The organism is Streptomyces sp. MUSC 14, assembly GCF_001866675.1.
GTDB lineage: Bacteria > Actinomycetota > Actinomycetes > Streptomycetales > Streptomycetaceae > Streptomyces.
Genome location: NZ_MLYN01000099.1, coordinates 1 through 26,625 on the forward strand (window position 1 = coordinate 1; position 26,625 = coordinate 26,625).

General features: G+C 67.2%; 32 protein-coding genes. 11 read left to right on the forward strand and 21 right to left on the reverse strand.

Annotation, left to right across the window (positions count from 1 at the left end):
• Positions 1–432 precede the first annotated feature (432 nt).
• Entirely contained in the window at positions 433–780 is a 348-nt protein-coding gene (locus BIV25_RS48740; protein ID WP_079177285.1) for a helix-turn-helix transcriptional regulator, read from the forward strand.
• A 245-nt stretch (positions 781–1,025) separates the two neighbouring features.
• Here BIV25_RS48740 and BIV25_RS44120 read toward each other — a convergent pair whose 3' ends face one another.
• On the reverse strand, positions 1,026–2,150 hold the full coding sequence (locus tag BIV25_RS44120) for a hypothetical protein (protein ID WP_107486706.1): 1,125 nt from the start codon (positions 2,148–2,150) through the stop codon (positions 1,026–1,028).
• A 514-nt stretch (positions 2,151–2,664) separates the two neighbouring features.
• Here BIV25_RS44120 and BIV25_RS44125 point away from each other — a divergent pair.
• Entirely contained in the window at positions 2,665–3,078 is a 414-nt protein-coding gene (locus BIV25_RS44125) for a hypothetical protein (protein WP_071378238.1), read from the forward strand.
• Positions 3,079–3,181: 103 nt separating this feature from the next.
• Here the strand turns inward: BIV25_RS44125 and BIV25_RS44130 are convergent, their stop codons facing one another.
• Entirely contained in the window at positions 3,182–3,838 is a 657-nt protein-coding gene (locus BIV25_RS44130; protein WP_071378239.1) for a hypothetical protein, read from the reverse strand.
• Positions 3,839–3,861: 23 nt separating this feature from the next.
• On the opposite strand from BIV25_RS44130, the gene BIV25_RS54860 reads away from it, so the two are divergent.
• Together BIV25_RS54860 and BIV25_RS54865 are read left to right on the forward strand one after the other, a co-directional pair.
• Positions 3,862–4,050 carry a hypothetical protein gene (locus tag BIV25_RS54860; protein ID WP_371273149.1) on the forward strand — a complete coding sequence of 63 codons (189 nt, stop codon included), beginning with the start codon at positions 3,862–3,864 and terminating at the stop codon, positions 4,048–4,050.
• Between the two features lie 19 nt (positions 4,051–4,069).
• The gene (locus BIV25_RS54865) at positions 4,070–4,201 is read left to right on the forward strand and encodes a hypothetical protein (RefSeq protein ID WP_371273150.1); all 132 of its coding nucleotides are present in this window, start codon (positions 4,070–4,072) and stop codon (positions 4,199–4,201) included.
• A gap of 705 nt (positions 4,202–4,906) precedes the next feature.
• On the opposite strand, the gene BIV25_RS44140 is transcribed toward BIV25_RS54865, so the two are convergent.
• Genes BIV25_RS44140 through BIV25_RS44160 form a run of 5 tightly spaced genes read right to left on the reverse strand, consistent with a single transcriptional unit; the run spans position 4,907 to position 10,168 of the window.
• Positions 4,907–6,130: an MFS transporter gene (locus tag BIV25_RS44140; RefSeq protein WP_071378241.1), complete on the reverse strand. Its 1,224-nt coding sequence runs from the start codon at positions 6,128–6,130 to the stop codon at positions 4,907–4,909.
• A gap of 47 nt (positions 6,131–6,177) precedes the next feature.
• Positions 6,178–7,083 carry a trans-aconitate 2-methyltransferase gene (locus BIV25_RS44145; protein WP_079177286.1) on the reverse strand — a complete coding sequence of 302 codons (906 nt, stop codon included), beginning with the start codon at positions 7,081–7,083 and terminating at the stop codon, positions 6,178–6,180.
• A gap of 55 nt (positions 7,084–7,138) precedes the next feature.
• On the reverse strand, positions 7,139–8,080 hold the full coding sequence (locus BIV25_RS44150) for a hypothetical protein (RefSeq protein ID WP_071378243.1): 942 nt from the start codon (positions 8,078–8,080) through the stop codon (positions 7,139–7,141).
• Complete coding sequence (locus tag BIV25_RS44155) at positions 8,070–9,089, reverse strand: HEXXH motif-containing putative peptide modification protein (RefSeq protein WP_071378244.1); 1,020 nt, start codon at positions 9,087–9,089, stop codon at positions 8,070–8,072. The genes BIV25_RS44150 and BIV25_RS44155 overlap by 11 nt, the downstream gene beginning before the upstream one ends.
• A gap of 56 nt (positions 9,090–9,145) precedes the next feature.
• On the reverse strand, positions 9,146–10,168 hold the full coding sequence (locus BIV25_RS44160; protein WP_071378245.1) for an HEXXH motif-containing putative peptide modification protein: 1,023 nt from the start codon (positions 10,166–10,168) through the stop codon (positions 9,146–9,148).
• A 637-nt stretch (positions 10,169–10,805) separates the two neighbouring features.
• On the opposite strand from BIV25_RS44160, the gene BIV25_RS44165 reads away from it, so the two are divergent.
• A complete protein-coding gene (locus BIV25_RS44165; RefSeq protein ID WP_071378246.1) occupies positions 10,806–11,798 on the forward strand; it encodes a hypothetical protein in 993 nt (330 codons plus the stop codon).
• Positions 11,799–12,152: 354 nt separating this feature from the next.
• Here the strand turns inward: BIV25_RS44165 and BIV25_RS44170 are convergent, their stop codons facing one another.
• The 8 genes from BIV25_RS44170 to BIV25_RS51855 form a co-directional block, all read right to left on the reverse strand.
• On the reverse strand, positions 12,153–13,076 hold the full coding sequence (locus BIV25_RS44170; protein ID WP_107486707.1) for an NADP-dependent oxidoreductase: 924 nt from the start codon (positions 13,074–13,076) through the stop codon (positions 12,153–12,155).
• 106 nt (positions 13,077–13,182) lie between these two features.
• Positions 13,183–13,578, reverse strand: a complete 396-nt coding sequence (locus BIV25_RS44175) for a MerR family transcriptional regulator (protein WP_071378247.1) — start codon at positions 13,576–13,578, stop codon at positions 13,183–13,185.
• Between the two features lie 578 nt (positions 13,579–14,156).
• Entirely contained in the window at positions 14,157–14,282 is a 126-nt protein-coding gene (locus BIV25_RS53900; RefSeq protein ID WP_256257188.1) for a hypothetical protein, read from the reverse strand.
• Positions 14,283–14,290: 8 nt separating this feature from the next.
• A complete protein-coding gene (locus tag BIV25_RS44180; RefSeq protein ID WP_143076819.1) occupies positions 14,291–14,842 on the reverse strand; it encodes a hypothetical protein in 552 nt (183 codons plus the stop codon).
• Positions 14,843–14,893: 51 nt separating this feature from the next.
• Positions 14,894–15,319 (reverse strand): hypothetical protein, encoded by a 426-nt coding sequence (locus BIV25_RS50050; RefSeq protein ID WP_177235642.1) that lies wholly within the window; start codon positions 15,317–15,319, stop codon positions 14,894–14,896.
• Positions 15,320–15,682: 363 nt separating this feature from the next.
• On the reverse strand, positions 15,683–16,936 hold the full coding sequence (locus tag BIV25_RS44190) for a phage tail sheath C-terminal domain-containing protein (protein ID WP_071378249.1): 1,254 nt from the start codon (positions 16,934–16,936) through the stop codon (positions 15,683–15,685).
• Between the two features lie 300 nt (positions 16,937–17,236).
• Entirely contained in the window at positions 17,237–17,398 is a 162-nt protein-coding gene (locus BIV25_RS51850) for a hypothetical protein (protein ID WP_177235643.1), read from the reverse strand.
• A 20-nt stretch (positions 17,399–17,418) separates the two neighbouring features.
• The gene (locus tag BIV25_RS51855; protein WP_071378250.1) at positions 17,419–17,688 is read right to left on the reverse strand and encodes a hypothetical protein; all 270 of its coding nucleotides are present in this window, start codon (positions 17,686–17,688) and stop codon (positions 17,419–17,421) included.
• 194 nt (positions 17,689–17,882) lie between these two features.
• Between BIV25_RS51855 and BIV25_RS44200 the strand changes: the two genes are divergently transcribed.
• Together BIV25_RS44200 and BIV25_RS44205 are read left to right on the forward strand one after the other, a co-directional pair.
• Complete coding sequence (locus tag BIV25_RS44200; RefSeq protein ID WP_256257189.1) at positions 17,883–18,149, forward strand: hypothetical protein; 267 nt, start codon at positions 17,883–17,885, stop codon at positions 18,147–18,149.
• Between the two features lie 172 nt (positions 18,150–18,321).
• Positions 18,322–18,828 carry a hypothetical protein gene (locus BIV25_RS44205; RefSeq protein WP_256257190.1) on the forward strand — a complete coding sequence of 169 codons (507 nt, stop codon included), beginning with the start codon at positions 18,322–18,324 and terminating at the stop codon, positions 18,826–18,828.
• A gap of 108 nt (positions 18,829–18,936) precedes the next feature.
• Here the strand turns inward: BIV25_RS44205 and BIV25_RS44210 are convergent, their stop codons facing one another.
• The 4 genes from BIV25_RS44210 to BIV25_RS44225 all read right to left on the reverse strand — a co-directional run bounded on the left by BIV25_RS44210 (position 18,937) and on the right by BIV25_RS44225 (position 20,939).
• Complete coding sequence (locus tag BIV25_RS44210; RefSeq protein ID WP_071378252.1) at positions 18,937–19,197, reverse strand: hypothetical protein; 261 nt, start codon at positions 19,195–19,197, stop codon at positions 18,937–18,939.
• Entirely contained in the window at positions 19,194–19,499 is a 306-nt protein-coding gene (locus BIV25_RS44215) for a DUF6247 family protein (protein WP_071378262.1), read from the reverse strand. Before BIV25_RS44215 ends, BIV25_RS44210 begins: the two co-directional genes overlap by 4 nt.
• A 77-nt stretch (positions 19,500–19,576) precedes the next feature.
• Entirely contained in the window at positions 19,577–19,813 is a 237-nt protein-coding gene (locus BIV25_RS44220; protein ID WP_071378253.1) for a hypothetical protein, read from the reverse strand.
• 331 nt (positions 19,814–20,144) lie between these two features.
• Positions 20,145–20,939, reverse strand: a complete 795-nt coding sequence (locus BIV25_RS44225) for a hypothetical protein (RefSeq protein ID WP_071378254.1) — start codon at positions 20,937–20,939, stop codon at positions 20,145–20,147.
• A 362-nt stretch (positions 20,940–21,301) separates the two neighbouring features.
• Here BIV25_RS44225 and BIV25_RS44230 point away from each other — a divergent pair, with 362 nt between their 5' ends.
• The 4 genes from BIV25_RS44230 to BIV25_RS44245 all read left to right on the forward strand — a co-directional run bounded on the left by BIV25_RS44230 (position 21,302) and on the right by BIV25_RS44245 (position 25,553).
• Positions 21,302–22,360, forward strand: a complete 1,059-nt coding sequence (locus tag BIV25_RS44230; RefSeq protein WP_143076820.1) for a hypothetical protein — start codon at positions 21,302–21,304, stop codon at positions 22,358–22,360.
• A 127-nt stretch (positions 22,361–22,487) separates the two neighbouring features.
• Positions 22,488–23,933 (forward strand): NF041680 family putative transposase, encoded by a 1,446-nt coding sequence (locus tag BIV25_RS44235; protein ID WP_071378256.1) that lies wholly within the window; start codon positions 22,488–22,490, stop codon positions 23,931–23,933.
• Between the two features lie 66 nt (positions 23,934–23,999).
• Positions 24,000–24,563 (forward strand): GNAT family N-acetyltransferase, encoded by a 564-nt coding sequence (locus BIV25_RS44240; protein WP_071378257.1) that lies wholly within the window; start codon positions 24,000–24,002, stop codon positions 24,561–24,563.
• Positions 24,564–24,686: 123 nt separating this feature from the next.
• The gene (locus BIV25_RS44245; protein WP_256257191.1) at positions 24,687–25,553 is read left to right on the forward strand and encodes a site-specific integrase; all 867 of its coding nucleotides are present in this window, start codon (positions 24,687–24,689) and stop codon (positions 25,551–25,553) included.
• Positions 25,554–25,730: 177 nt separating this feature from the next.
• On the opposite strand, the gene BIV25_RS44250 is transcribed toward BIV25_RS44245, so the two are convergent.
• Both BIV25_RS44250 and BIV25_RS44255 read right to left on the reverse strand, forming a co-directional pair.
• Positions 25,731–26,312: a hypothetical protein gene (locus BIV25_RS44250; protein WP_071378258.1), complete on the reverse strand. Its 582-nt coding sequence runs from the start codon at positions 26,310–26,312 to the stop codon at positions 25,731–25,733.
• A gap of 152 nt (positions 26,313–26,464) precedes the next feature.
• On the reverse strand, positions 26,465–26,625 hold a 161-nt coding region (locus BIV25_RS44255), incomplete at its 5' end, for a transposase (protein WP_143076821.1).

Genomic DNA, 26,625 nt, shown 5'->3' on the forward strand with positions numbered 1-26,625 from the left:
GATCCCGTACACCACGACAAGGGACACCATCTTCGCCCGCTGGGCGAAGGACCGAACCGGGTGCCGGGTGACCGGAGGACCAGCGGCTCGTTGCACCAGGCGCTGCCACAGGCGACGCGGGCCGCGCCGAACGTCTCCCAGCCCGGCCCGCGCACACGACACACCTCGCATCCAACGTGAGGGCCTGCGGACATCTGCGCCGCGTCGGACAGCGCTGCACCGGCAGCCTCCCGCTGCAAACCGCTCAGCCGGGGGAAATGAGATCCAGTTCGGCTCATGTCCGCACCCAGGGGGTGGGGACATGCAGGTCAAGGACTGGGTTACTCCCCCGGCACTCACGTATTGTCAGTCCCTGCGGTTAAGTTGGAACTTGATCACGGCTGCACCCAGGCCACCGGGTCTGCTGGGAAGCCGGGTCGGGAGGGGACCATCGTGACCACGCGGTCCGCTGCTGCGGAAATGGGCTGTACGTACCGGCGCACCGGACACAATCCCGGGACTGGCGTACAGCGGCTGGAAAAATTGACGGGCCGGGAGCGAGAGGTGCTCCTGCTCCTCGGAACGGGGCTGGGCAACCGTGAACTGGCCCGGGAATTGGGCATCACCGAACGCACCGTGAAGGCGCACATCGCGAATATCGTGGGCAAGATGGGCCTGCAGACACGGACACAGGCTGCGATTGTCGCCGCTCTTGCCCACGAGAGGCTGTGCCCGGATCGGGCCTGCACACGGCACCCGATAAGTCCTGCGGACCGGAGCAGTGAAGCGCCGGCCGCGTAGTCGCCTGCCCTGTGTGCAGGGGGAGGCGGGAGCGGACCGGCCGATGGCTTGCCGGCTCTGCCTGCAGGCCATCGGTTCCGGTGTCCGGCCCGGAGAGAGCCGGGTTTGCGCGGCGAGCACCGCAGGCCTCGGGGCGGAACCTGTGTGTTCCGGCCGCGCACTCCCGGCAGGGGGCGTACCGGCTGTGTTTTGCTGCGGTCGCATCTGGCCGGTGGGCCGCCGGCAAGCCCGTCTTCGCCCCCCGACTACTTGAACTTTCCGTAGTACCCGGTCAGGTTGGCCAGCGGGCATGTGGCCTGGCCGATCAGGCAGAGCTCGTTCGCGTACTTGCGGGTGTAGACGTTGGTGACCTTGCCGCCGTTGTAGATGTAGATGTAGTGGTTCGGCATGAGCCGGTGGTTGCCCGAACGGATCTCCCAGTTCCCGGACGTGGTGATGTGCATCTGGAGGGCGCCGTCGATGGCGCCCTTGACGGTGCCAAGGCCCTTGCAGAAGGGGTTGGTGGCGTGGACGACCATGCGGACGTCGATGTAGTTCCCGCCGGACCCGAGCTTCTTGGCACTCGTGTCCTTGTCGCTCGCCTTCTTGGTGGCGATGAGCTTGTGGTCCGACTTGCGGTACACGTGGCTGGCCCCGATGGCCTTGTATCCCTGCAGTGACTTGTTCTTCCAGGTGATGACAGCGTTCAGCGAGGTGCGGTAACGGGAGTCTTTCCAGTCGAACGCCGAGTGGTTGTCGCCGCCGAACTGGTAGTTCGAGCCGTAGTCGCAGCCGGCAGAGGGTGCGTTGATGTACTTCTGCGGGATGAAGGTCGTCCAGGTCAGGGTGGTGGTGGACGCCACAGCCGCGGCGTCGGCCCTCAGTGCCGCGCCCTTTCGCATCGCCGAGAGCTCCGACTGGCCCTTGGCGACGGCCGGGACGGTGACCTGCATGCCCCAGGTGCGTGCTCCCGAGCGGTCCTTCTTGAGCTGAGGGATGATCCGGTAACTGTAGGTGGCTCCGCGCGTCACGTCGGTGTCGTGGTAGCTGGTGGCGCCCGGAGGCAGGACGGCGACGGGCTTGTCGTCGCGGACGACCGTGTACTGGGCGTCTGCGGCGTAGGACTCCCACGAGATGTCGACGAAGCCGGGGTTGGCCGCGCTGATGATGCCCTTGTCGGCCATGGAGCTGTCCACGACAGCGGTCTGCCCGGCGGGTGAGGTGCGGACGCTGAATCCCTGGGTCTTCAGGAGCTTGCCCGCCGCGCTGTTGACGTCGATCCCGGTGACGTCCCGGTACGTGTTCGCGGTGAGGCCGAACGATACCTTCGGCTCGGAGTCGAGCGCGGCAGCCGTGCCGGAGGCACTGGTGGTGGCCGCTGCGATCAGCACAGCAGGGAGTGCCGCCACAGCCGCCGTGCGCGATATGGACCGGTGAATACGCAAGAGTTGACCCCGTTCAACTTGACTGGCCTTTTGCTCGATATTGGTGGCGAGCGGTGGAGACTTTAACCAGACTTGACGAGATCGCGACATTGTCCAAAAGGGCATATCCTCGGACGGCCATCGGCGTCGACATGCGCACCATTCGGGGCGATTTCCACCGCTATCGGGTGATCCCGGTCGCCCCTCGGCCCGGCGACGGTCCGGGCCGAGGGGATGTCACCGCACCCCCTCGGCCTCGGAGGCCGGTCCGGCCGAACGGGGCGAGGGGCGCTATCGCCATTGGGTCCCGCCGGATGACGGGGAAAGCGGATCAAAATGCCGCATCATGGATAATTTAGATATAAGAGTTCACCAAACCCTCCAAGGTGGATGGTGGGTCCCTCTCGTGAACCATGGCGGGCGGCGTCCTCGTACTATGGACTTCAGGTAGGAAACCTTTACTCCCTTTTGGAGCGCGTACATGTCCACGGCGAAGCGTCTGCATATTCCGCTGCTTCTCTCGGTTGCCGTGCCGCCGTGGCTGCTCGCAGCCCTGTTCACCCTGGGGGTGGACCTGCTGGCCAACGGCTCGCAGACCGCGAAGCGGAATCTCGGCCTGCTCTTCCTGACCCCCCAAGCCCTCGTGCCCCTCCTGGTCCTGATCGGCTCTTTCGGTGTGATCGCGGAGTTTCGGCGTCGGGATCGTCTGCGGGCCGACCAGTGGCCGGGCGCCGGCCTGACGTTCGCGTTGCTGGCACTCGTCCTCAGCGTCGCCGTGAGCGCCGCCTGGGGAGGAAGCGGATCCGCCGTGTTGTGGATTTGGTCGATCTTCTCCGGATATATTCTGTTTGTGTTCATCTTCGGTGGATATGCATGGCGGAGGACTTTCCGCTAGGGGCTGTCCTCGGCTGTGATCAGGCTCGGAGCGGGCCGGCCTTTTTCGCCACGGGGGTCCGTCGAAGCCTTCGGCGCCGCCCCCCGGCGTCCCGAGCCCGTCCTCAGCCCCGGACAGCGGGCACCCGTGGCCTTCCGGCATGGAGTGCCGAGCGAGCGCGCCCTTGCTCGTGATCCGAGCCCAGGTGCCGCACGCGCACTCGTAGCTGTTCATCAGCTCTGAGCTGGCCACGACCACGACCCCAGATTTCGGGCAGGGGCTGGCGCCTTCGGGAGTGGCGTGCTCGTACAGGCGGCCGCTGCGCAGACTCGCCTTCGTCGGCGTCCCGCATGCCGACGGCCCACAGCGCGGCGACGACGGCAGGCCGTACCTGCGCGTCGGTGGCGGTGGTCAGCGACCGGACCGTGTCCCGTGCGCCGGTCGCCGCCGGGCCGAATGCCCCCAGTGCCTTCAGGGCCGATCGCATGACGCCGTGCTGGTCATGGCGCACCGCGGCGCCGAGCGTGTCCCCAACCGCAGGAACCGCGGCCGGGTCGCCCAGAGCGGACAGGACGGACAGGAGCGCGTTGGCGCTCATCTCGGTGCGCTGCTGGGAGAGGTCGATCCGGCGCAGGTGGTCGCAGAGCCGGGGCACCAACTGGTCTGCTGCCTGCGGGAGATGGTCTGCGACCTGGATCGCGCGCCAGGCGTCGATGTCGCTGTCCAGCGCGGCCAGCAGACTCGGCAGTGCGCGTGCGTCGCCGAGGCGCGCCAGCGACAACAGGAACGTCCCAGGAGGGGAGCATGGGACCGACCTGGATCACGGAGCGACTCGCCGGGCACTTCGATCGCAAAGTACGCCTCGTTCCGAATCGTCACTCCGCCCACGGCTCCCGCCAGGTCCGCATCTGGCTCGCCGATCACCCGGACCGCATCGAGCTGCGCATCCTGCCGCCCACCGGAGCTGAACCCCGACGAGCTGGTCAACGCTGACCTCAAACGCAGCCTTCCCATGCGTAGCCGGGCCTTCGAACAGGCCCAACTTGCCGCCGAGCCCCGAACGTTCTTCCGCCGCCGCCAGCATCAGCCACACATCATCCGCGGCTACTTCGGCGGCCCGCACGTCCGCTACATCCTCGAATAGAACAGATTGAATTTCGCATCAGTAGATCGGAAGTAATCAATGAGAAGAGGCCATATGGACCTTCCCCGGATCATCGGCTTCCGGAATTACTGCCATCCTAGATCGCCGGGCGATGACGAAACGGGATTCTGGTCCGCCGCAGGTGCCGCCTGCGCACCGGCGAATAGAAACAATGCGCTGAGGGCGGGTGCCAGAATGATTCGTACGAACACGGATGCACGCACAGCAAGGCTCCAGATTCATTTCCGTTCTTGGTGGATGACTTGAATTCTTGCCGGACACTGCCGCTGGTTCCATAGCTGATGCGTGGCATAAAGCGCACCGGGCACAAAAGTGCCGTGTGAAGGTGATCAGAGAGATGGTAGGGGTGTACATTCGGACAAAGACCAGCCGGCAAGCGCCGGTTCCCCGTCCAGAGCCTGTATGACCAGCTTCCGGCAATAGTCTTGGGCATCGGCGGGGGCACGGCTGTTGATGAAGAGCACTGCGCATGCACCGGTACGGGACATGTGGATCCTGGCGTGCTCCAGCGCCCCGTGCTCGTGATCAGCCCACCGGAGGGCCGAGTTCACGACCTCCGGATCGGTGACCGGCTTGGCGGCCTTGCAAGTCATCGCGACGTAGACCAGGCGCATAGTGGGCCCTCCGGCACGCTCGCACCGGCGTCTGCAGGTGGAGGTGGCCGTCCGCTGACGGCCGCCGTCATCAGACGGGTGCTTCCTGCGGGAGGTCGGCAGTGGTCTTGGACTGGCTGAAGTTGAACAGGGCAGGAACAAGGAGCATGCAGGCGGCGGCCGCCCAGGGAAGCTGAATGTTTGCGGCAATGGCGACCCCGCCAAGAGCCGGGCCCGCGATGAGGCCGGCTTTGCTGGCGAAGACGTGGAGCGCGAGGACGCGGGGCCGGTCTGTCTCCGGGACCGCTTCGCGCAGTTGCGGGACGAGACAGGCTGTGTGGAGACACTCCGTTACGGAGAAGAGCACCACCGAGCCCCAGAGGACGACGAGGCTTCCTGAGCGGCTGGCCAGCCAGGCCGCCACTGCCACCATGGCCCAGGATGCCGCTGCCCCGAGATACAGCAGGCGCACAGCCGTTGAACGTCTGACGTACTGGGCAAGGCGGGTAACGGCGATCTGGCCACAGATGATGATCAGGGTGTTCGCGGCGAGGAGCACGGCTACCTGTCGCAGCGTAAGCAGGCGAGCCTGGCTGGCGAGGAGCGGCAGAAGGAGAAGGAAGCCGATGCCGAAGGTGAAGAAGATTCCGTCGGCCACAATGAGCTGTCGGGCACGGCTCTGTGCCAGCAGGGTCCGGTAGGAGCCGCCCGCTGCCTGTCGTGTGCGGGATGGAGAAAGTCGGTGCCGGGGAAGGGCGAGAAGCACGACTGCTGCGAAAGCGGCGAAGGAGACCGCGTTGAGGAGGAACACGGGCTGCATCGTCTTGACCAGGTCACCTGTCACCAGATAGCCGCCCATGAGGAAGCCCAGTCCTTGGCCTGCGTTGAGGACGACCTGCAGATGTGACCAGACGCGGTCTTCGTTCCCGCCGGCGAACCTCAGCGTCCCCAGCACCGTTGCTTGCGCGGCTGAGGCGATACCTTGGGCGGATCCCAGAGCGAAGAGCACCACGGCTGCCACAGCCAGGCTGTGTGCTGCGGTGAGAAAGGCTGCGGACGCTGCCGATAAGGACAACCCCGCGACCAGGACGTTGCGCGAAGACAGCACTGTGAGGAGCCGCCCCGCATACAACGTGGCCAGGAGCTGTCCGGCCCCTGTCGCGCCGAAGACAACGCCGGCCGTCCGGGAGGATCCGTGCGGCAGGGCCGCCAGCCAGCTGATGACATAGGGCGACATGAGGCCGTTGCCAAAGGCGTTGGCGGTGATACCGGCGAGCGTCACCCGATACTTGCTTTGGGGGAATATCAGTGTCACCGGTGGCTCCTGCCGGGCCGTGCTGGATTATCGACGGACGGGGTCGTTCAGGGCGTGCGTGTCGCAGCGAGGCCGACCAGCGCGAAGGGACGGTCGACGGAATCCTGGCACTCGGCCAGCACGTAATCTCGGACGGCCTTCTTCAGCGCGAGGCGTGCGCTCTCGTTCATGCGGCGGAAAGCCCCGTAGGACTCCAGCGCGGCAACGAATCCGTCGGCGTCGTAGTGGCGCCTGTGCACGTCGAACTCCACCGTGACGGGTCCGAACATGTCCTGTACGGGGACTTGCGCAGCCTCCAGGGGCTTGCCGAACTCCACGAACTCCAGGGCCTGGCCGATCGATTCGCGGTAGTTGTGCAGTCCGCTGGAGAGCTCGTCTGCGGTCCGGGTACCGAACCGGGGGCCTTTGTGGTGCGGCACGTGGCGGGTGAACAGGGCCCTGATGTCCGAGCAGCGCTGCTCCCAGACGTCGTCCCCGATCAGTTCCGAGTAGGTCACGAAGGCAAGATTTCCGGCGGGCTTGAGGAGGTTCCTGGCCAGTGCGTAGGAACGCGTGGGGTCGGTCCAGTGGAAGGCGGAGGCGGAGAAGATGCAGTCGTACGGCCCGCTGTGCGTCCAGTCCTCGAAATAGGACTGGTGGACATCGACGTGGGCGTGAGCGGTCATGCGTTCCCGGGCCTGGCGGCAGAGCGTGCGGCCCGGCTCGATGGCGGTCACTCGGCTGAAGATTCCCGCCAGTTGGGCTGTAGCCTGGCCTGTTCCGGCGCCGACCTCGAGCGCATGTGCACCTGGAGCTGCGGTGGAGCGGCCGGTCAGTGACTCGATGAACTGCCTCGGGTAGGAGGGGCGGCCGGCTGAGTAGATGTGCGAGAGGGTTTCGAAGGAGTCCCCGCGCTCGCGCCGGTCAAGACCGAGTTCGATGGGAGGTGGCGGCTGGTCTTCTACGCTGGTCATTTTCTCCGCTCCTGGTGATCGGCGGTCAGTGCACGGGAGCCTACCGGCCGGGGCTTCAGGTGAACGGGTCCGGCGGCAGGCCCCAGTTGCGGGCCCTGATGGTGCTGGTAGTCTCCCTGCGGTCCGCCACGGCACGGACCAGACAGACGCCCTCCCAGTCGATGAGCCGGTAGAAGGCAAGACTGTCACCGTACGCGTCGGACGGGGCACCCGCGTCGTCTCCTTGCGCTGTCAGCCGGGATTCGACGTGTTCCGCCCGCGCGGCGTGCAGGTCTCCCCGGAGGGAGGCGTAGCGGTCACGCGAGGCTTGTGTGGAGTAGCGGGGGGTCTTGCCCTGCCAGACGCCGTCGAACACCATGACCGCTTCGCCCAGCGCGTGCTCGATCGCGTCGTGCAGACTGTCGCGTACTGCGGACCCGGTGACGAAGATCTGGCTGTGCGGGTCGTGCCATGCCGCCAGACAGAAGAAGCCCAGCCGGCAGGGGAAGCTGTAGGTGCGAAGTCGGCCTGTGGTGACACAGGGGTGTTCGGTGACTTCGCTGTGAAGGGGGGCGGACCCGTACCAGATAGCGGCGAGCAGGGCCCGTTCGAGCAGTTCGCGTTCGGCCGCTCGCTGTGCGGCCGAGGCAGTGGTGTGCACAGCGAGCCCGGTGGCGTCCTGGCCCGGGCGGTAGGTGTCGTGCCAGGGCCGGGCAACGACGTGCTCGAAGGCGCGAGTGGCGGTGGGCGTGCCGTCCTTGTCGTGGCCCTGCACGGGGCGGCCCAGGCTGCCGGAGAGTTCGGCGACCATGAGCAGCCGCTCGTAGGTCTCCCACAGGGCCGAGTGACGGGCTCGCTCGGCACGCCGTGAGCATCCGAAACCGAGCGCGCTGTGCCGCCGCCCGGCTATGGAGAACTGCAGGCCGGCTGAGACGCTGAGGAACTCCGGGGCACAGGCCGGGACGTGTTCGTGTTGCCGGACCGGGAGCCCTTGGAGGTCCTCAGCGCTACGCAGCAACGATCTCCTTGCAGGAATCGGCCACAGCCCGGCCTGCAGCAGTGAGGTCGGCGTGCTCCATGACGGTGCCGTAGCCCTTGCGGAACCGTTCCAGAGCCAGGTCACGCGCCATCCGTGCAGTGGGCGTGGCGACGGCGTCCGCGTAGCGGGAGAGCACGCGGTGCACACGACTGAGCACGAACATGGCGTGGTAGATGCCGTACAGGGGTCGCCGGTCGCTGCGGATGGGGGCCTGGTGGCGGGCGGTGAAGCCGTTGGTCAGCAGTGGATCGCGGCCCATGATGGCGTGCAGCAGGATGTGCGAGGCCTCGTGGACGAGGTGTTCGAGAAGGAAGGCTGTCCAGTCGTCCTTCTCTGCGGCGTCGGGGTATCGCAGGTACATCTGTCCCCAGTACCGGAGGCTGGAGATGCCGGTGGTGGTGGAACCGGTGATGGCGGCGCGGTTGAACAGGCGAACTGTCGCAACCAGTTCACCGAATTCCGCGTGCATGGCCGGGTCGAGCTCGCACAGAACCGCCAAGGCCTCGTCGATGTGGCGGCGTCCGTCTGCGAGCTCGGTCGCCGAGACGGGAGTGATGTCGACCACCTCTTGGAACCGGGAGCGGGGGCCGTCCTTGCTCAGCAGGAAGGCCGAGGCTTCCGCATCGGTGGCGTCCCAGAAGACGGTGTCGACGGTGAGGACGGGGCGGTAGCAGTCCTGGGTGTCACCGATCCGGGCCAGGCGTCCCAGGGCCGTAAGGACGCCGCCTGGATTCTGGGCGCGCAGGGCGCGTTGCAGCGTCCAGTGCAAGGTGAACAGGTGCGGATTGAACCTGCGGCCCGGGGCGATGTGGCGCACCGTCCGGGATGCGGCTGCTGCGGTCCGGGGCAGCCGGGTGGCCGCGGCGGCGATGTAGCGGCCCAGATCACGGACGAGTGCGTCGTTGACGTGGTGGCGCAAGGTCTGGACACGTGCTGCCTCGGGCCGCGCCTGGAAGAGCGTGTCCGCCTCGAGTTCGACGATGGTCACGGAAGATCTCCGGTCATGAGTCCGATGTTGGTGCTGCCGGACAGGTCCGGTGCGCTCTACAGTTCCGCCTCGACGAGCTCGCGGCAGGAGGCGAGAACCATGCGCCCGGCGTCTGTCAGTTCGGCGTGCTCGACAATGGTGGCGTAGCCCTTGTGGAAGCGCCTGACGGCCTCATCCCGGACTGCCTTCGTCACGGCACGCGGGTCGGCTTCGGCGTGACGGGAGAGTACGCGCGAGATACGGCTGAGTACGAACGTCGCGTGGTAGATCCCGTAAAGGGGGCGGGCGTCCTTGCGGATGGGAGCCGAGTGGCGGGCTTCGAACGGATTCTGCAGCAGCGGGTCCGCGCTCATGACGGCGTGCAGCATCAGGTGCGAGGACTCGTGGACCAAGTGGTCCAGGAAGTAGTTCATCGGCTCGGCGGACTCGGCGCCCGGGTCCGGGAAACGCAGGTAGTTCATGCCCCAGCAGCGGGAACTGGTAGCGCCTCGGATCACGCTGCCGTGGACCAGGCGCAGCCGGGAGACCAGTTCGTGGAACTCCTCGTGCAACTCGGGGTCCAGCTCCTGCAGCGTGGCCAGGGCCCGAAACACCCATGCGCGTCCGGTGGTGAGTTCCTCGTCGTTGACGGAAGCGACTTCGACGAACTCACCGCGGTCGGAACGGGGGCCGTCCACGCCGGTGAAGAAGTTTGCGGCCTCGGTGTCGACGGCGTCCCAGCTCATCGTCTCCACCTGGAAACGGTCGCCGTAGCAGTCACCCGCGGACCCGGTCAGGGCCAGGCGCCCCAGAGCCGCGGAGACGGTGCCGGGGTGCTGGCTTCGCAGGCCGGTGTTCAGTTGCCAGTGCAGCGTGAACAGCAAGGGGTTGAGCTTGCGCGTGATGTCCAGCCCGTCGACGACCTGTGAAGCCGCGGCGGCACTGTGGGGAAGGTACTGCGCTGCGGCGGCCACGTAGACGCGAAGGTCGCTGACAAGGAGGTCGTTGATGCTCTGACGCAGACGTGCAGCTCGTGCGCGGTCGGGCTGGGCCCGGAACAACGCGTCGGTGCCGGCATCGGAGGCTACTGCGGTACTCATGAGTTTTCTTCTCCCGGGGGTGAGGCGGCATTCCAGGGCTGGGTGGCGCAAGCCTGTGCTCGCGCCACCCAGCCCGGTGCTGCTGATGTGTTCGTCAGTCGGACTGCATCAGCTGCGAGGAGCGGGACAGGTAGCTGTCCGGCACCTCGCCGAACGTGATCTCCGCCTGCTCGACATCCTCGGCGGGAAGCTCGGTGTTCTCCATATGCTGTTCACCTCCCTATTCATCAAACGTTTCAGAAAAAGAACCGGACCGCGGACACCGGTAAGGAGGCAGAATTGATGGCCATTTATGCGGGTCCTTCGAGGCCCGTTCCTTGTCGGACGCATATGATTCTGTACGGCGCGGAACACCCGCACCAGGGATGTCGGCTGGCATAAAAGAGCCCGTGACACATCCGTGCCCGGCAGTCGGCAGCAGGCTCCAGGGCGCGTTCCAGGCCAGGCCCCGCCTGCGTCCGTGCAGCCCCGGTTGCGGGCTCCATGCAGCACGGCCGGAACGGGAAGGGGGCATAGCCGCGAGCAGCACCAGCCCGTCCGGCATCATGTGCTCAAAAGCGCCTCTCTCCCCTCGCGAGCACCTCGTTAGACTCGTGGCGGATGCAACCGATCACAGTGGCGGCGTGGAGGGGAGCCCATGCTCGACTCGCTTGGCCTGCAAGGAACTACCGAAGCCGTCTACCGGGCGATGCTTCGCCAGCCGGGCATCACCAAAGCGGAAGTAGCCGAAAGCCTGGGCCTGGCAGACGCCGATGTACGTCAAGCCCTCGACGTCCTAGGCGACTTGGCCCTCATCCGGAGATCCTGGTACGACCCGTCGACCCTGCTGCCGGTGCACCCCGAAGCAGGACTTAAAGCCGTCCTCACCAAACGACAGGCCGAAGTCGCGCGCCTGCAGCAGGAGATTGAAGCCATCCAAGCCGAAGCGGCGCAGCTCGTGGCCGACTACACATCAGAGTTCTTCCTCAGCAACGGCCAAGAGCTCGAGCGGCTGTCCAAGGTCGAGGAGGTCCGGCACCGGCTGAACGACCTGGTGGACACCGTCGAGGACGAAACACTGTCCTTCGCTCCGGGAGGTCCGCAGACACCTGAGAACCGGGCCGCCAGCCGGCCGCTGGCCGTGGCCGTGCTCAGCCGATCCGTGTCGATGAAGACCATTTACCTTGACAGCATTCGCAACGACCCGGACAGTCTCGAGCACGCACAATGGCTGGTAAGCATGGGGGCAGAAACGCGGACCACACCGTATCTGCCGACCCGTATGCAAATATTGGACCGCAAAACCGCACTGCTCCCACTCGACCCGGAGGACAGCTCCAAGGGCGCCGTCCTCGTGCACGAGCAGGGAATTGTCGCTGCGTTATGCGCGTTCTTCGACACCGTCTGGAGAACCGCAGCCCCAGTTGCACAGGCCAAGCCCCGCAACCAATCACCGTTCTCCCCGCAGAGCAGGCAGCTGCTTCTGCTCCTGTCCCAGGGACACACCGACGAGGTCGCGGCCCGCAAGCTCGGTATATCCCTGCGAACCGAGCGTCGCATGATCTCGGAACTCTCCGAGCGTCTCGGAGCCAAGAGCAGGTTTCAACTGGGCCAACGCGCCGGCGAGATGGGGCTGCTGAACCCCTCATAGGCCGCACGCGACACACCCTCGTTGGATGGAAAGGCGGTTCTTGCCTCATCAGGTGCTCCCCGCCGGTTCCGCTGGCCCGTACGGCGCAGACCGGACTCCACCGCGCTCATCCGGCTCGCGTCCGCTGCTTGCCGTTGATCGCGTTCAGCCGAATCCTGCAGCACGGCCGTCGCGGCCGGCCACCGGGGCAGCCGCTCAGGTCGTCACGAGGCGCTGACAGTCGGAGAGGTGTCGGCGTACGCCTGAACGTGCTCAACCCCGTGCAGGTGAACGTGCTCAGTTGATGATGCGCTGACCACGGGTTCTCGTCAGTCCGCAATGGACGGTCGACAGCGTCAGACGGCCGGGCACTTCTCATGCCACCTTGATGACAACCTTGCCCGAGGTGTGACCGTTCTCGACGGTGGCGAGGGCGGCCGGGGCGTCGGAGAGCGGATGGACCGCGGTGATTACGGGTGCGAGGAGCCCGTCGAGGGCCAGCCGGGCCGACCGCTCCAGGTTCTCGCGGTCGACGCGACGCTCGACGAAACGCCCACCGAGATCGGGCACAGACATATCACCCACAGCGATGACGTTGCGGGGATCCTGGGCCAGCGGAGCGACCGTCCGCAGCGAGGTGCCTCCGGCCAGGTCGACGATCCCGTCGAAGCCGTCCGGAACCAGCTCGCGTGCCGCGGCGGCGACGTCCTCGGCGGTGTAGTCGATGAACTGCACCCCGATGGCCTCGGCGTGCTCGCGTTTGGCGGTACTCCCGGTGCCGATCACACGCAGCTCGCGCCCGATAGCCAGCCGGGCGACGGCGAGGCCGACCCCGCCCCCGACCCCGTTGACCAGGACCGTGGCACCGGCCGGGAGGCTGAGCTGGTCGAGCACGTCCACCGCGGTCGTCCCGGCCACTGGCAGCGTTGCCGCCACGGTCGCGGACAGACCCTCCGGGATGCGTGCGGTGTTCGGTGCGGACAGCACCGTCGTCTCGGCGTAGGTGCCGCCACCGGTGAGTGCGAAGCCGAAGACCGCGTCACCCACCTCGAGCCCGTTGACGTCCTCGCCCCGGGCGAGAACGGTTCCGGCTGCCTCCATGCCCAGCACGCGGGGAAACGGACGCCCGCCGTCGAGCCCGTCGACCAGCCCCGAGCGCAGAAGGTGGTCGAGGGGATTCACGCCGGCGACGTCGACCTGGATCAGCACCTCGCCGCGACCGGGGACGGGGTCGGGACGATCGAAGAACTCCTGCACCTCGGGCCCGCCATACCTGCCGAAACCCCACGCGTGCCCCATCTTCCGCCGCCTCTCGTATGACCGACCCGGTGATTCCGGGCGTTGTCGCCATCCTCACCTCTGACATTGATGTGAGGGGCAACCGGCTGAGATGCAGATCACAGCATCAGGCCGACTGCGCCACCGGTTCCGGGGCCGTGGATAGCTCCGCCCGGTGTCGGCTGTTGGCCCTGATCAGCACGTCGAGTGCATCCCGGGTCTCGATCAGGTGTGCGATGTCGGCGTCGATCCGGTCGCGCTCGCGCATCATCGCCGTGAACGTCTCCTCGGCGACGCCCAGGTCACCCGGGACGTCCACACACGGCAGCACAGTCGCGATCACCCTGCTGGACATACCCGCATCGAACAGCTGTTGGATGAGTGACACGCGCTGGACCGCAGCGTCGGAATAGTGACGCTGCCCCGCGTCGGAGCGTGAGCTGGTCAGCAGGCCCTGCTCTTCGTAGTACCGCAGTGAGCGCGGACTCACGCCCGTGCGCTTGGACAACTCGCCTATCCGCATCCCTGAGAGCCTACGCCCGCGTGCTCCAGGTTCAGGCTGCCGTCGAGTCATGGACGCTCGCGGACACCGCCACGGCCGCAGGGTTGTCCTCCCGGTCCCACGACTGAGCATGTTCGTCTGTACACGCCTGAGCACTTTTCTCGGTACGCCGACAGCTCGGCGCATACGTTGGCGAACTCCGCACGTTTCCTTGTGCTCGGCGTGGATCTCGCGGATCTCCGCGACCAGGGCGCCGTCGGCGACCGCCGTTCGGCACAAGCCACGGTGCCAAGCCATCGGTGGAAACCCGATCGGGACACTTGAAGGACCGGAATATCCGCTGCACGCCGGAATCGGCGCGATGGTCGGAGATGAAGTCCCAGCGGCGGGCCATGCCCCCATCCGCCCGGCGCAGGATCTCCCGCTCGAGTTCCCGCTCCTTCTCGGCATTGCGCAGCCGCCCGTTCTCCGCCCGCAGCCGCGCCAGCTCCTCATCCCGGCCCTCCGCGGGCGCCTCGCCCACCGCGGCCCTGACCACCAACGCGCTGAGCATAGCCATCGGCAACCGTCGTCCGCAGCCGGGCGGCACGATCATCCACTCAGACCACGGGGTCCAGTCCGTTCAGCTCCTGGGCCTTCACCGAACGCGCCCGGGCCACCGGCCTGCTGCCCTCCATGGGATTCATCGGGGACTGCGTGGACAAGCCCTTGTCGTCATACTGCACCTCTTCTCCTATCGGGTTCGCTTTCGGGTCGTTGTTGCTGGTCGGCGGCGGTCGAGGTGGACGCCTTGCTGGACACGGGGCGGGTTGGGTCCCGGGTGGGGGTAGAGGCAGGCGTTCTTGTCGTTGTACTTCTCGCCCTCGAGCAGTCCGGCGCGATGCCACTTCCAGATAGTGGGGACGCTGACATCGAGGAGTTCGGCGAGTTCGTACGCGGTCAGCAGACCTCGGTCCCGGAGCCGGTCGAAGCGGCTGGTGAGCTGGTAGTCCTGGCGGATGTCGCGGACCAGGAGCCGGTGGAAGGGCAGGTTCTTGCCGCTGGTCAGGCCGCGCTGGTTGAGGATGTCGGCGATCTCCGCGTCGGTGTGGTCCTCGAGGAGGGTGTCGATCGCGGCGATGACGCTGCCCGGGGTCTGCCATAGTTTCCCGCCGCCGAGCGGGAGGGGCAGGTCGAGGGTGTGGTGCCGGCCGCCGGACAGCCGTACTTGGGCGGTGATCCGTTCGGCCTTGGTGAGGGTGACGTCGGTGATGAGCAGGCGGGCGATGCGTTTGCGTTCCCGCATCGGAGTGGCCGGATCGTGCCAGAGCCGGTGCACGTCGCTGGCGAGGTGGCGCTACTTCGAGCACAGCTCGCCGATCGCGTACGCGCTGGCGAACAGCTCGTCGGTGAGATGGCGCCCTGCGGCGACTACGGGATCCGTCGGCGGACCTGCGGGTGACGGAGGCGGGGCGGTGCGGATGTCGCGGACGGCCTGGCGGACCACGGCGCGCACCGTCGGCTCATCGAGGGCCGTGAGGCCGCTGTGGGCGAGCGTGGTGAGTCGGCGGGTGATCAGCTCCGCGACGTCGTCGGAGCGGCTGGAGACGGCGATCAGGGCGCGCTGGGACAGGCCGTAGTCGAGCGCGGCCGCGGCGGCCGGGCCGGTGTCTCGCGTGCGAGACGTCTCGGTGCCGGCGGCGACTGCTTCGTGGATTGCGGCCAGGGCGCGGGCGACGTCCAGGAGCCGGTACGCCTGCGCGCGGCTGATGCCGAACTCCACGTCGCAGTACGACTCCCAGACATTATCCCTGTCAAGTTCAGCGTGTTGAGTTGAGCTTGGTGTCTGGCGTTTCACTGTGGAGTGGTTTTAGACGAAGCCTCAAGCCTTCTTCTCCCGCTTGCGGTCGGCCTTGCTGGGGTGGCCAGGTGGGTGCGGGGCGGCAGCTGCGGCGGAAGCAAGCCATGCTGGTGAGGCCGCTCGATCGCCCAGGTGCCTTTCCCATCGGCGAGGAGGTGCACCTTCGGGCGGAAATTGCCGGTACAGGCGCACGGGCCGTTGTCGAAGTGGCCGAGGGGGTGAAGTCTTCTTGTGTCGGGGTGTCCCTGCCTGCCCCGCTGGAGTGGGGCAGGCAGAGGTGAGCTGTCAGCTGGATTCGGCGGGCTGCCCGGCGGTCTGGGTGATGGTGAAGTGAACGAACTCGGCGGGTCGCACCGGCGCGACGCCGATGTCGCAGATGACCTTTCCTTCGTCCATGGTCTTGGGTGTGTTGTTGGTGTTGTCGCAGATCACGTAGAACGCCTCGTCGGGTTTACGGCCCATGAGCGCGCCCTGTCGCCACTGATCGGTGAGGAACGAGGCGACCGCATGCCGCAGCGTCGCCCACAGCCGGTCGTCGTTGGGTTCGAAGACCGCCCAGGTCGTGGACTGGCTGATGGAGTCGGAGAGAAATGACACCAGGCGGCGGACGTTGAGGTAGCGCCAGTCACGGGTGGTCGACCTGGTGCGGGCGCCCCACACGAGCAGGCCCCGGTCCTGAAAGGTCCGCAGGCAGTTGACGCCTTTGTCGTTCAGCTCCCCATGCTCGTCGTCGGTGACGAGAGTCTCGAGGTTGAGGACGCCGCGAAGGTTCTGGTTGGCAGGGGCCTTGAAGATGCCGCGTTCGGCGTCGGTACGGGCCCAGACCCCGGCCACGTGGCCGCACGGCGGCACGGTGCGCTTGACGGCGTTGACACCGGGCACCGTGATCCACGGGTAGTACAAGGTGGTGAAGGCGGCGCCTTCGGAGTCGGGCGAGTCGAGCTTTCCGGCGAAGGTCTTCACCTGGTCCGGGTTCTGGGCCGGTGGCGGGTCGAGGATCGCCAGCCGGTTGCGCTGCTCGGCGCAGTGCTTCACTACCTCGGCCATCTTGCTGACGCCCTGGGCCTGGTCGGGCGTGGGTGCCTCCTGGGCGGAGGAGATGCCCGCGGTCATGTCCCAGAGGCTGGGCACGGCGACCATGGTGACTTCGGGGACGGTCTCCAGGCCGGCGAGGCCCGTGCGGGCGTCCGCATCTCCCCTGAGGTCCTGGGGAGAGACGGCGTTCTGCGGGCTGGTGAAGCCCACCACGTAGCAGGCGCCACCGCCGTTGGCGAAGAACCCGTAGACAGCTTCGGCCAGAGGGAAACACCGCTCCAGCGTGTGAACGGTGGCCGGGTCGGTCACCTCCGCGAGCTCCTTGGTGATTCCCGCGACGCTGTAGCGGTCTGCGAACTCCTTCCAGCTGCCGATTTTCTGCGGGATCTGGCGTTCAGCCTCGGTGAACGGCTTGGGCGTCGCGTTCGGATCGTCCTTGGCGGAGACCTTCGTGTAGCCGAGGAATGCTGGGACCGATGTGCTCGCCGCGGTGATCGTGCGCACTCCGCTGGGGAGATCCTTTACAAAGACCCCGGGTGGATTCGGGCCAGGCATCTGCACTCCTTGAAGTGAGGGGTGGCTACTTGCCAGTGGTTCCTTCGCAGACTTGGCGTCCTTCACGGGCCTGCTGATGAAGTGGACGAACTCGGCAAGAGGTACGCGCCGATGGCGCAAACGAGACAGCCATACCCATCCCCCGTGCACTGCACCGAGCGGTGACGCGCGCAGAGATCACAAACCACCCTTCCGGGTCGACATGCCGGTTAGTTCCTCCCGGCCCTGTCGGACCATCGCAGTGGACGATCACATGAGCGAGGGCGGCATCGGGCGCGTGGTGTCTCCGATGCTCGGCTGCGTGGGCAGCATCCGGACCAGGCCGCCGGCCTCGGAGAGCTGCTGGCACAGCTGCAGGTTCTCCGCTGTCGAGTGGTGCAGGGCGCCGACCAGAACCTCAAGGGCACGCATGCACCCCTACTCGATCCACTTCAACACGTCGATCCAACAGGGAAGGTGCTGTGTCCGAGCGGCACCCAGACGCGGGCGGCGTGCGCGTCGCGGACCCGGGCGGCGAGCACCGCCACGGAGCGCCGGACGTCGTCCATCGCCGCGCGCAGCCCGGCCGTCATCTCCCGGGCGCGGGCCGCGGTCAGCGGCGGCCGCGCCGGCTCGACGCCGTGCTCCTGGTCCTCGTGCTGCTCGCCCACGACTCCATCGTCCTCCGCGTTGGCGGGCGGCACCAGGGCGTGCGGGAGCACCGGCGCGACCCCCGTCTCACATCCTCACAGCCTCACAGTTCACCTCGTCTACCTGGGGAAACGGCCTGTGAGCCTGTCAGCCTCACAGCGTGACACCCGTGCGGGGCGCGGGTCTGTCACGCTGATCCGCAACGGCGGGCGCGGGCCCGCCGCACGAGGCGAAGAGGGCGGGGATCGAGCGGGAGCCGGCGGAGGTGCGGATACCGAAGACGGCGCTGGACGCCTTCGCCGCGGCGCTGAGCGTGCGCACGGTGGCGATGCGGACCTGGCCCGACGGCATCGAGTGGATGTACCCGGTGGGCACGTGGGACGAGGCGCACCTGGAGGTGGCGCTCATGCCCGGCGGCGAGGAGGTGTGGCTGCGGATGTCCACCGACCGCTCCAGCGTCGCCGTGTGGACCATCGAGCAGTGGTGGGCCTTCTCCGGGGAGTTGCCCGGCGCGACGCCGCCGCAGGCCTGAGAGGCGAAGCCCACGGCCCTTCGGCCGGCACACGAACGGCGGCGGTCAGCGTGGCTCAGGTGGGCCCAGGTCGTTGAGGACCCGGAAGCGACCACGACGTCGTCAGGCCGCCGGCCGCACCGTAGGCCCTGTGGTGGGGCGTTGACCGGCGTAGCAACGCGAACGAGGACCAATGCCGAAGAAGCCCGCCCACGACCCGACGTACGGCTACGACCCGGAGACGCACACGGTCCGGGTCGATCAGCACGACCTGGCGCGGCTGCTGTTGATGTTCCGCTCGCTGATGCGGGAGCAGAAGCCGGGCTCGTGGGATCACATGAGGGACTACGACCTGTCCTTCGAACGCCTCGCGGACGCGGTCGATGCCAGCTCGCAGATCCGGTACGGCAAGCGCTGGACGGGGCCTGATCTGCGAATGCGCTGCACCACGACCGAGCCGGTGTACGACTGGCCGGAGGGAGCGCCGTACGACGGGGAGGCGACGTTCACCTGGATGGTGCCGGGCTACGGCTCACACGCCTCCAAGGACGATCAGGTGGACCTCTACTCGAACACGGCGCTGTGCGGGTTCTACTGGGTGAAGGGCGACAGGCCGCGCCGGGTGGAGGGCCTGCCGGACTGCCCGGAGTGCCGGCGCGAGATCCAGCTCGGTGCCGAACGGCCCCGCGTCAGCTGGTGACTACCGGTTGCCGCCCGGGTGGCAACCGGTGGATACGGCCGTGGCTGCGATCGGAAACGCCCTGACCCGGCAGTTGCGATGCCGGGGTCACGGCGCCTGCACCGGTGGCTATCCGAGCCAGGTGATGGTGAGAACGGAGAGGCGGCGAAGCGGCCGGTTCACCCAGTAGGTGAGGGACAGCTGGCCGACGGAGGCGTGGCGGACGTCCTCGCCCTCGGGGTCCTCCGCGTTCCACTGCCGAAAGCCCCACGGGTCTGCCACGGCGGCGTCCAGGACGTCCCACACCATGTCTTCGGCGTGCTCGGGCAGGGTGTGGAGGACCTTCGCGGCCGGGGCGGAGAAGCGGACCGCGTACGGCTGTCCGGTCACCGGCGCCTTCCCCGGAGCTCCGCCATGTCGATGAACTCGCTGTCGTCGTAGCCGGAGGCGACGAACGCGTCGACCGCCGGAGCGGAGGCGAGGCGGCCCTGCCAGTCCTGGACGACCTCGTACAGCCCGCCGAGGGAGAACGTGCGCCGCGATTCTTCGAGCGCGGCCGCCCACTCCCGCTCGAAGGCCGGCACCCACGTGCTCGCGCGCCGGTCGGCGCGCAGCTGGGCGAGGAGTTCGGCCGGCGCCCCGGGCGCGGGGGCATACGGCGTGACGGGGGCGTGGTCGGGCTGCGCGCTCATCTGGTCCTCCCGGCGGGTCCTTCCCTCACGGTACGCGCGCTGGGTGGCCGTGGATGCGGGCATGGACGGATCCCCTCCTACCGGGTGCGCAGGGTGCGGGCGACGGCCTGGGCGTGCTCGCGCAGCGGCAGGTCCTGCTTGTCCCAGGTGGCGGCCACGTAGTTGAGGAGTTCGGCCGTGGCGCGCTCCGAGTCGCTCGGGTCGCTGGCGAGCAGCCTGTCGGCGGTGAGGACGACGTCGAAGGCCGGGGTGGACAGGTCTTCCGGGGCGATGGTGTTACCGCGGTCGATGTCCAGGACCAGGAGGTGGCGCACCTGGTTGCGGGTCTGGATGGTGATGGTGTTTTCGCGCGGCGAGTCCGCGTCTGGCTTTGTACGCGAGTTACGTCGTCACTTCGACACGACTCCGGGCGTCGCACCCCCGTGCGGAGAGCGATGTACGCGACTTCGGGAGGCACCCGCTCCCGAGAGCGGGTCAGTCGGCAACGGCACGGCCACGGCCAGCTACCTCCGCCCGTAGCCAGCGCCTTTGTCCTCAGCCCGTGCGGAGCACGCCCGACGGAGCTCGCCACGCACATGGCGCACCGGCCACGGACCAACTCCCTATGGGCGGCACCCGCGGCCGGGACTGCGGCTTTGGTCCGACCTAGTCCAAGTTGTCGCCGGTTAGCGCGTCTCCAGCGACGGGAGCGTGAACGGCGGCGCGCAGCGCGCCGATGGACGGATCGCTGATCGAGACGAACAGCCTGTACGGCGGTTGCCCGATGACGGTGTTGTGGGCATCGATCGGTCCGGAGAGCCCCTTCTCGACTTGCCCGGCGTCGATGCCGGGGCACACGGCCGCCAGCGGCAGGGGCAGGTCGGCGGTCACCTCGTCGCCGGAGCGGACGGCCAGCCGATGGTCGGGGCCCGTTGTTGCGCCGTGCAGGCTCACCGGCAGCCCGTGCGCACCGGCGACGAGCCCGTGCGGTCCCTCGATCTCCACGGCCACCCCCTGCGCCCCGATCGGCTGCGCCAGACTGAGCGCCCGCGACGTACCGGGGCCCAGCCCGAACGAGATCGAGAACGTCCACTGGTGTCGGTACGGTCCGGTCTTGCCCGGGAGACCGTTCCCGCCCCCGTAGGACAGCAGGACCAACTGAGGGCCTGGCACGCGACGGCCGCTCAACGCGGCGGCAGCCGCGGCGTGCGCGCCGGGCGGAACCGGGAAGAAGTGGAAGCCCTTGGCCCCGCAGTGGTCCCCGTCCGACATCCCACCGCCCGGCAACGGCACACTGTGCAGCGAACCGGTGCCCATTGGCCCCGGGGGGAGCCCGTCCGGCTCGCCCAGAGCTCCCAGCCGCGCCTGCGCTGGACTCCCCCATGACCACCACAGCACAAGGAGGACGCTGATCGCGGCGCCCAGGATCCACGGCACGACTCTGCGCACCTGTCGATTCATCCCGTCCTCCTCCGGCTCACGACCGCCGCGGAGGCTATCGCACGGGAGCGCGCGAGTCGTGCGGGAGGGTGGGTCAGGCCGTCGGGAGAACCTTCGCCTACGGACGCTCGCTGGAGCCGACCGTGGCCCACGCGCCGAACGTGCCAGAGAACCCCCAGAGATATCGGTATGACACGTTCGCTGAACGCTACGTGCCAGAACGTGCCTTAGCTTGTCTTTTATGGTCTGAGGGGGATGTCGACTGCTGGACTGGGTGCTCGGCCATCCATCATGCTTTACGGATGTTCCGACGTAGATGGCGAGCTTGGCAGGACCGACGCGCGGTACAACAAGCCTGGGGGAACCGGGGCGTGGCGGTCCGCATGAACAGGTTCTACGACTCGCTCTCGGAACAGGAGAGAACATCTGCCCTAGACGTCGCCCTCAAGTACGGCCGCACGGTGCATTCCTACTACGAGCTTCTCCTGAGCGCGAAGGCCGCCTCGGCCTGCCCGTACTACGTCGGGCTGTCCTCAGACATGGGGGGCTTCGCGCATGTCACCAAGCGGGTAGTCCTGGTCGCGGACACGGTGCTGTTGTCCGAACACGGCGTCGGAGCGGTACACCACCTCGGGGAGCGTCGAGATACCTCTTACTTCCCGGACGGTCCATACGACGGCTCTGAGCGACTAGAGGGGTTTGATAGCAGGACATGGAATTACGGGATGGTGACCCAGGATCTTGCCAAGTTGGGCCAGCGCCTCCTGGAAGCTGAGCCTCTGCTGCGCAATGGGTCGGTCTGGTACGGGCCGGTCTTCGTAGAAGGTGGCCCTGGAAGGTCTTCGTCTCATAGGGACGAGGACTATACGCCGCCCGGTCCGCTTCCTTCGTTTAGTGACCGGTCCATCGACTTCGTGGTGGAGCATGGCCGGGCCGTGGATCTGGCGGGAACGAAGCCTCTCGCAAGCCGGGTGGTCCGGCCGATCCTGGATATTGATCTCCCCTTCATCGACGGGCTCAGCCTCAGCGACTTCGCACAAGTCACCAGTGAGGAGTTCGACTCCTATCGCCGGTTTCGCGACTTCATGCGCTCCAGGCTCCTCGAACTCGACGACGCACTCGAAGCGGTCGACTCCCAGGTAGCCCTGGAACGAGTCGCGCTCTCCATCCGTGACGAGCTGAACGCCGCTAACGCTGAGATGAGCAGCGCGGCCCGCTCCCGGGCCCTCAACCGCTCCGGTGCCGTACTGGGTACGACGAGCGCCGTCCTTGCCGCGGTCCGCCCCGAGGCCCTCCAAGGTGCGCTCGCCACAAGTGCGACGATCGCGGCCGGTGCCACCGGCCTGTGGCCGACCATCCAGGCGTTCGCCGACATCAAACCCAAACGCACGCACGGCAAGTGGCACTACGTATGGGTTCTGCAGAAGAAGGCTGCCCGTTGAACTTGCCTGAAGTCGAAATGGTCCTCGAACTAGACCGCTCACCTGGGTGTTCGCCGGACGCTGGGGCGGCCTTCGTCTGATCATGTGCTCCGACCAAGGTGCACCGATCAAGACGAAGGCCGTGTAGATGAGTCTGCTACCCAACGCCGGTCCCGGGGAAGCGTTCGTGCAAGCGTCACGCTTCCGGGACGACTTATTCGACTGCCTGACCGCGCGCGGGGACGAACTGTTCGAACTCGTCGACGCGTTGCTCTGCGCGGACGGGCCGGTGACCTCGCCGGTGGATCTGACGCTGGTGGCCGAGCACCGGCGCGGTCACGGCGCGATGTATGAGGCGTTGAATCGCGGGAAGGTCGATGTGCCCCGGCTGCGGCAGGTGCTGGCCGGTCTTCCCATGCCGCATGCCGCCGACGGGCGCCTGGTCCTCGCGGTCGACATCAGCCACTGGCTCCGCCCGGACGCGCCGACCAGCGCAGACCGTCTGTTCTGCCACGTCTACGGCCGCAACGGCCGCTCCTCGGACCAGATGATCCCCGGCTGGCCGTACTCCTTCGTCGCCGCCCTGGAAACGGGCCGGACCTCCTGGTGCCAGCTCCTGGACGCCGTCCGTCTCGGCCCCGAGGACGACGTTGCCGAGGTCACCGCCGCCCAGGTCCGCCGCGTGGTCGAGGACCTCATCGACATGGGCCGCTGGCACATCGGCGACCGCGACATCCTCATCGTCTTCGATGCCGGATACGACGCCCCGCGGATGGCCCACCTCCTGGCCGGCCTGCCGGTGGAGGTCCTCGGCCGGATGCGCTCGGACCGGGTCATGCGCAAGCCCGTCCCGGTGCCGTGGATCTCCCCGCCCCAGGGCGGGCGGCCCCCGAAGCACGGCAAGGAGTTCCGCTTCGCCAAGCCGGACACCTGGGGCGAGCCGGACACGGCAACCACCCAGGTCACCGATCGGTACGGCACTGCCCGCGCGATGGCCTGGGACCGCATCCACCCCCGCCTCACCACCCGCTCGGCCTGGATCGACCACACTGGCGAACTCCCCATCCTCGAAGGCACGTTGATCCGCCTCCAGGTCGACCATCTACCCGGTGGCGGGGACCCACTGCCGGTCTGGCTGTGGTCCTCCAAGACCGGCATGACAGCCGCGGACGTCGACCTGCGCTGGCAGGCGTTCCTCCGCAGATTCGATCTTGAACACACGTTTCGCATGATCAAGCAGACACTCGGCTGGACCCGCCCCAAGCTCCGCACTCCCGAGGCCGGCGACCGCTGGACGTGGCTGATCATCGCCGCCCACACCCAGCTGCGACTTCTCCGCCAGGCCGCCGCTGACTTGCGACGACCCTGGGAGAAGCCAGCCGCGCCCGGCCGACTCACTCCCGCTCGGGTCCGCCGAGGGTTCCGGAACCTCCGCCCTCGCCTCGTCTGCCCCGCCCGTGCACCCAAACCCTCACGGCCTGGCCCCGGACGGCCACTCGGCTCGAAGAACCGGCGGCCCGCCACCCGCTACAACGTGGGCAAGACCCTCAAACGTCCGGAGACCATCGCCGAACGCGACGGGCTCGGACCATAAAAGACAAGCTTAGTGAGTGTTTTCGAACCTGGGCTCTGCGAGAAACGGAGTGACAGGGACCTCGTAATGGGCGAGACTCCGGCCGTGCGTGATCACGTAGAGACTGCATCCGGGCTGCTGCTGCGTCGATGGGCCGGGCTGGATGCCCTCCCAGTGATGAGTGCGTTTGCGGACCCTCTGATGCGTGGGCAGTCCGAGGAGGCGATCGACTCGAGGGATGCTGCGGAACGGTGGATTTCGGGGTGGACGGAGCGATGGGATGCGGGGTCGGCGTTCGCCTTCGCCGTGGTTGACGGAGGGGGCGTTGTACTCGGAAACGTCGCCGTTGGTGCCGTCGATCGGCGTCATGCCACCGGATGGGTTTCGTACTGGACGACGTCCGCGGCCCGCGGGCGGGGTGTCGCTTCGCAGGCATGCAGAGCTCTGGCGCGGTGGGCGTTCGATGACGCTGAGTTGTTCCGCCTTGAGCTGGGCCACCGGGTCAACAACCCCGCGTCGTGCAGGGTCGCTGCCGCCGCTGGCTTCGCGGTCGAGGGGCTTCAGCGGCAGAAGCTCGAATACGACGACGTGCGCTATGACGTCGAACTTCACGCGAGGCTGGCAAGCGACGAAGAACCGTCAGTCCGGTAGAGGATCAATGGGGTAAACACCTTGCGCGGCGGGTTCTGCTTCGGATCTCAGGTGTTATCCGCGGTCTTCTTCGTCCAGCCGCGGGCGGGTGTCTTCCGGGTCAGCCTCCTGGTCATGAGGGTTATGAGGGACCAGTTGGAGAGTGAAGCCTTCTGGGCCTTCGCCGCGATCGAGGTCCTGCGCTTGACCGGCATTCGCAACGAGGAGCTCCTGGAGCTGACCCACCACAGCATCACCGAATACCGGCTCCCCAGCACCGGCGAAGTCGTGCCCCTGCTGCAGGTCGCCCCGTCCAAGACCGACAGCGAACGGCTCCTGCTGGTCAGCCCGGAACTGGCGGACGTTCTTTCCACCATCGTCCGCCGCCTGCGAGGAAGCAGCCGTGCGATCCCGCTGGTGACCTCCTACGATGTCCACGAACGGGTCTGGAACCCACCGATGCCGCTGCTGTTCCAGCGCGACATCGGCACCGAGCACCGTGCTTTTACTCCGACCGCGCTCCGCAAGCTGCTGATCAACGCGCTGGCCGCCACGGGCCTGACCGATGCCGGCGGAGAACCGCTCGTCTTCTCCCCGCATGACTTCCGCAGGATCTTCGTGACCGACGCCATCATGAACGGTCTGCCACCGCACATCGCCCAAGTGCTCTGCGGGCATCGGAGTCTTGATACGACAATGGGCTACAAGGCGATCTACCCGGCCGAGACCATCGAGGCCCATCGCGCCTTTATCGCCCGTCGCCGGGCCAGCCGACCCAGCGAAGAGTATCGGACGCCGACCGAGGAGGAATGGGACGCTTTCCTCGCGCACTTCGAGAAGCGCAAGGTTTCCATCGGCACCTGCGGTCGTGCCTTTTCAAGCCCTTGTGTTCATGAGCACGCTTGCGTTCGTTGCTCGCTTCTCCGGCCGGACCCGGCCCAGCGCGGCCGGTTGGAGGAGATCCGCGACAACCTCGTCGCCCGCATCGCCGAGGCCGAGCGCGAAGGCTGACTCGGAGAAGTCGAAGGGCTCCGGGTCAGCCTGGGTGGCGCCGAAGACAAGCTCGGCCAGATGGCCAGAACCGCCGCGAGCGCGGTAGTTGATCTACCGACGCCGATGCTGCGGAGCGAACGCTGACATATCTCGACACTCGGTTCCGAGCGACAGATGCCGATGCCGCAAGCCGGATCAGAACGGTTCGAAGCTTGGCTTGACCGGACCAATCTCTCCGCGTTCTGCCAGCTCGTTCAGGTCTTCCGGCTCAAGGAACTCCAAGGCAGCCGGGTCCATTCCATGATGCGGTTCCACATCGCGCAGTTGCTGGACGAAGGAAAGCACGAAGTGGGTGAACGATCCGTCGAAGACTTGGGGGTCCGTCCCGTTGATGTTGGTGACCACTCTCCAGCGGTCCGGGTCCGGGTCGCACGGCCAGAAGAAGTGCTCATCGCCGGAGTAGTCGTATCCCCAGGAGATGAGCCCGCCCGGCTCGGGGTGGAACCGGAAGGGGTACTCGTCCGGGTCGCGTCGCCACGACTGCCCGAACGACTCGCTGATCCGCTGCATCCGCGCGAGCAGCGGACTGGACCCTCGGGGGTGGAAGACCACCAGCTCTTCGCAGATCACCCCGGTGCCATAGGTGTCAAGGAACTTCTTGAAGTCGCCGGGCAGCGCCGAACCGACGTAGTCCTCGACCTCGGTCCAGTCGTCGGGGGACACCTCTCGGGCTGGCAGCGGGCCGAACAACTGCACCAGCTCGTCCAATGCGGTCATACGCCCCACCTGCTTGTTCGTCCGTTGTCGGCGGCAAACTTAGTCATTCCCGATTGCGCCGATCAAGGGTGGAGTTGGCTGACACCGGCCGCCGGTGCGGTACTCGCAAGACGTCAGCCGCCAGTCACGACCAACCAGATTAAGACGTCATCTCATTTGGTGAGTCTGCGGCAGCAGATGAGGGTGCAAGCGATGCTGGTGAAGGCGAGGAAGTGCTCGGCTTTGCGCTCGAAGCGGCGGTGCAGCCGGCGGCATCCAGCGAGCCAGGACATCGTGCGTTCCATGGTCCAACGGTGGCGACCCAGGCGGGTTG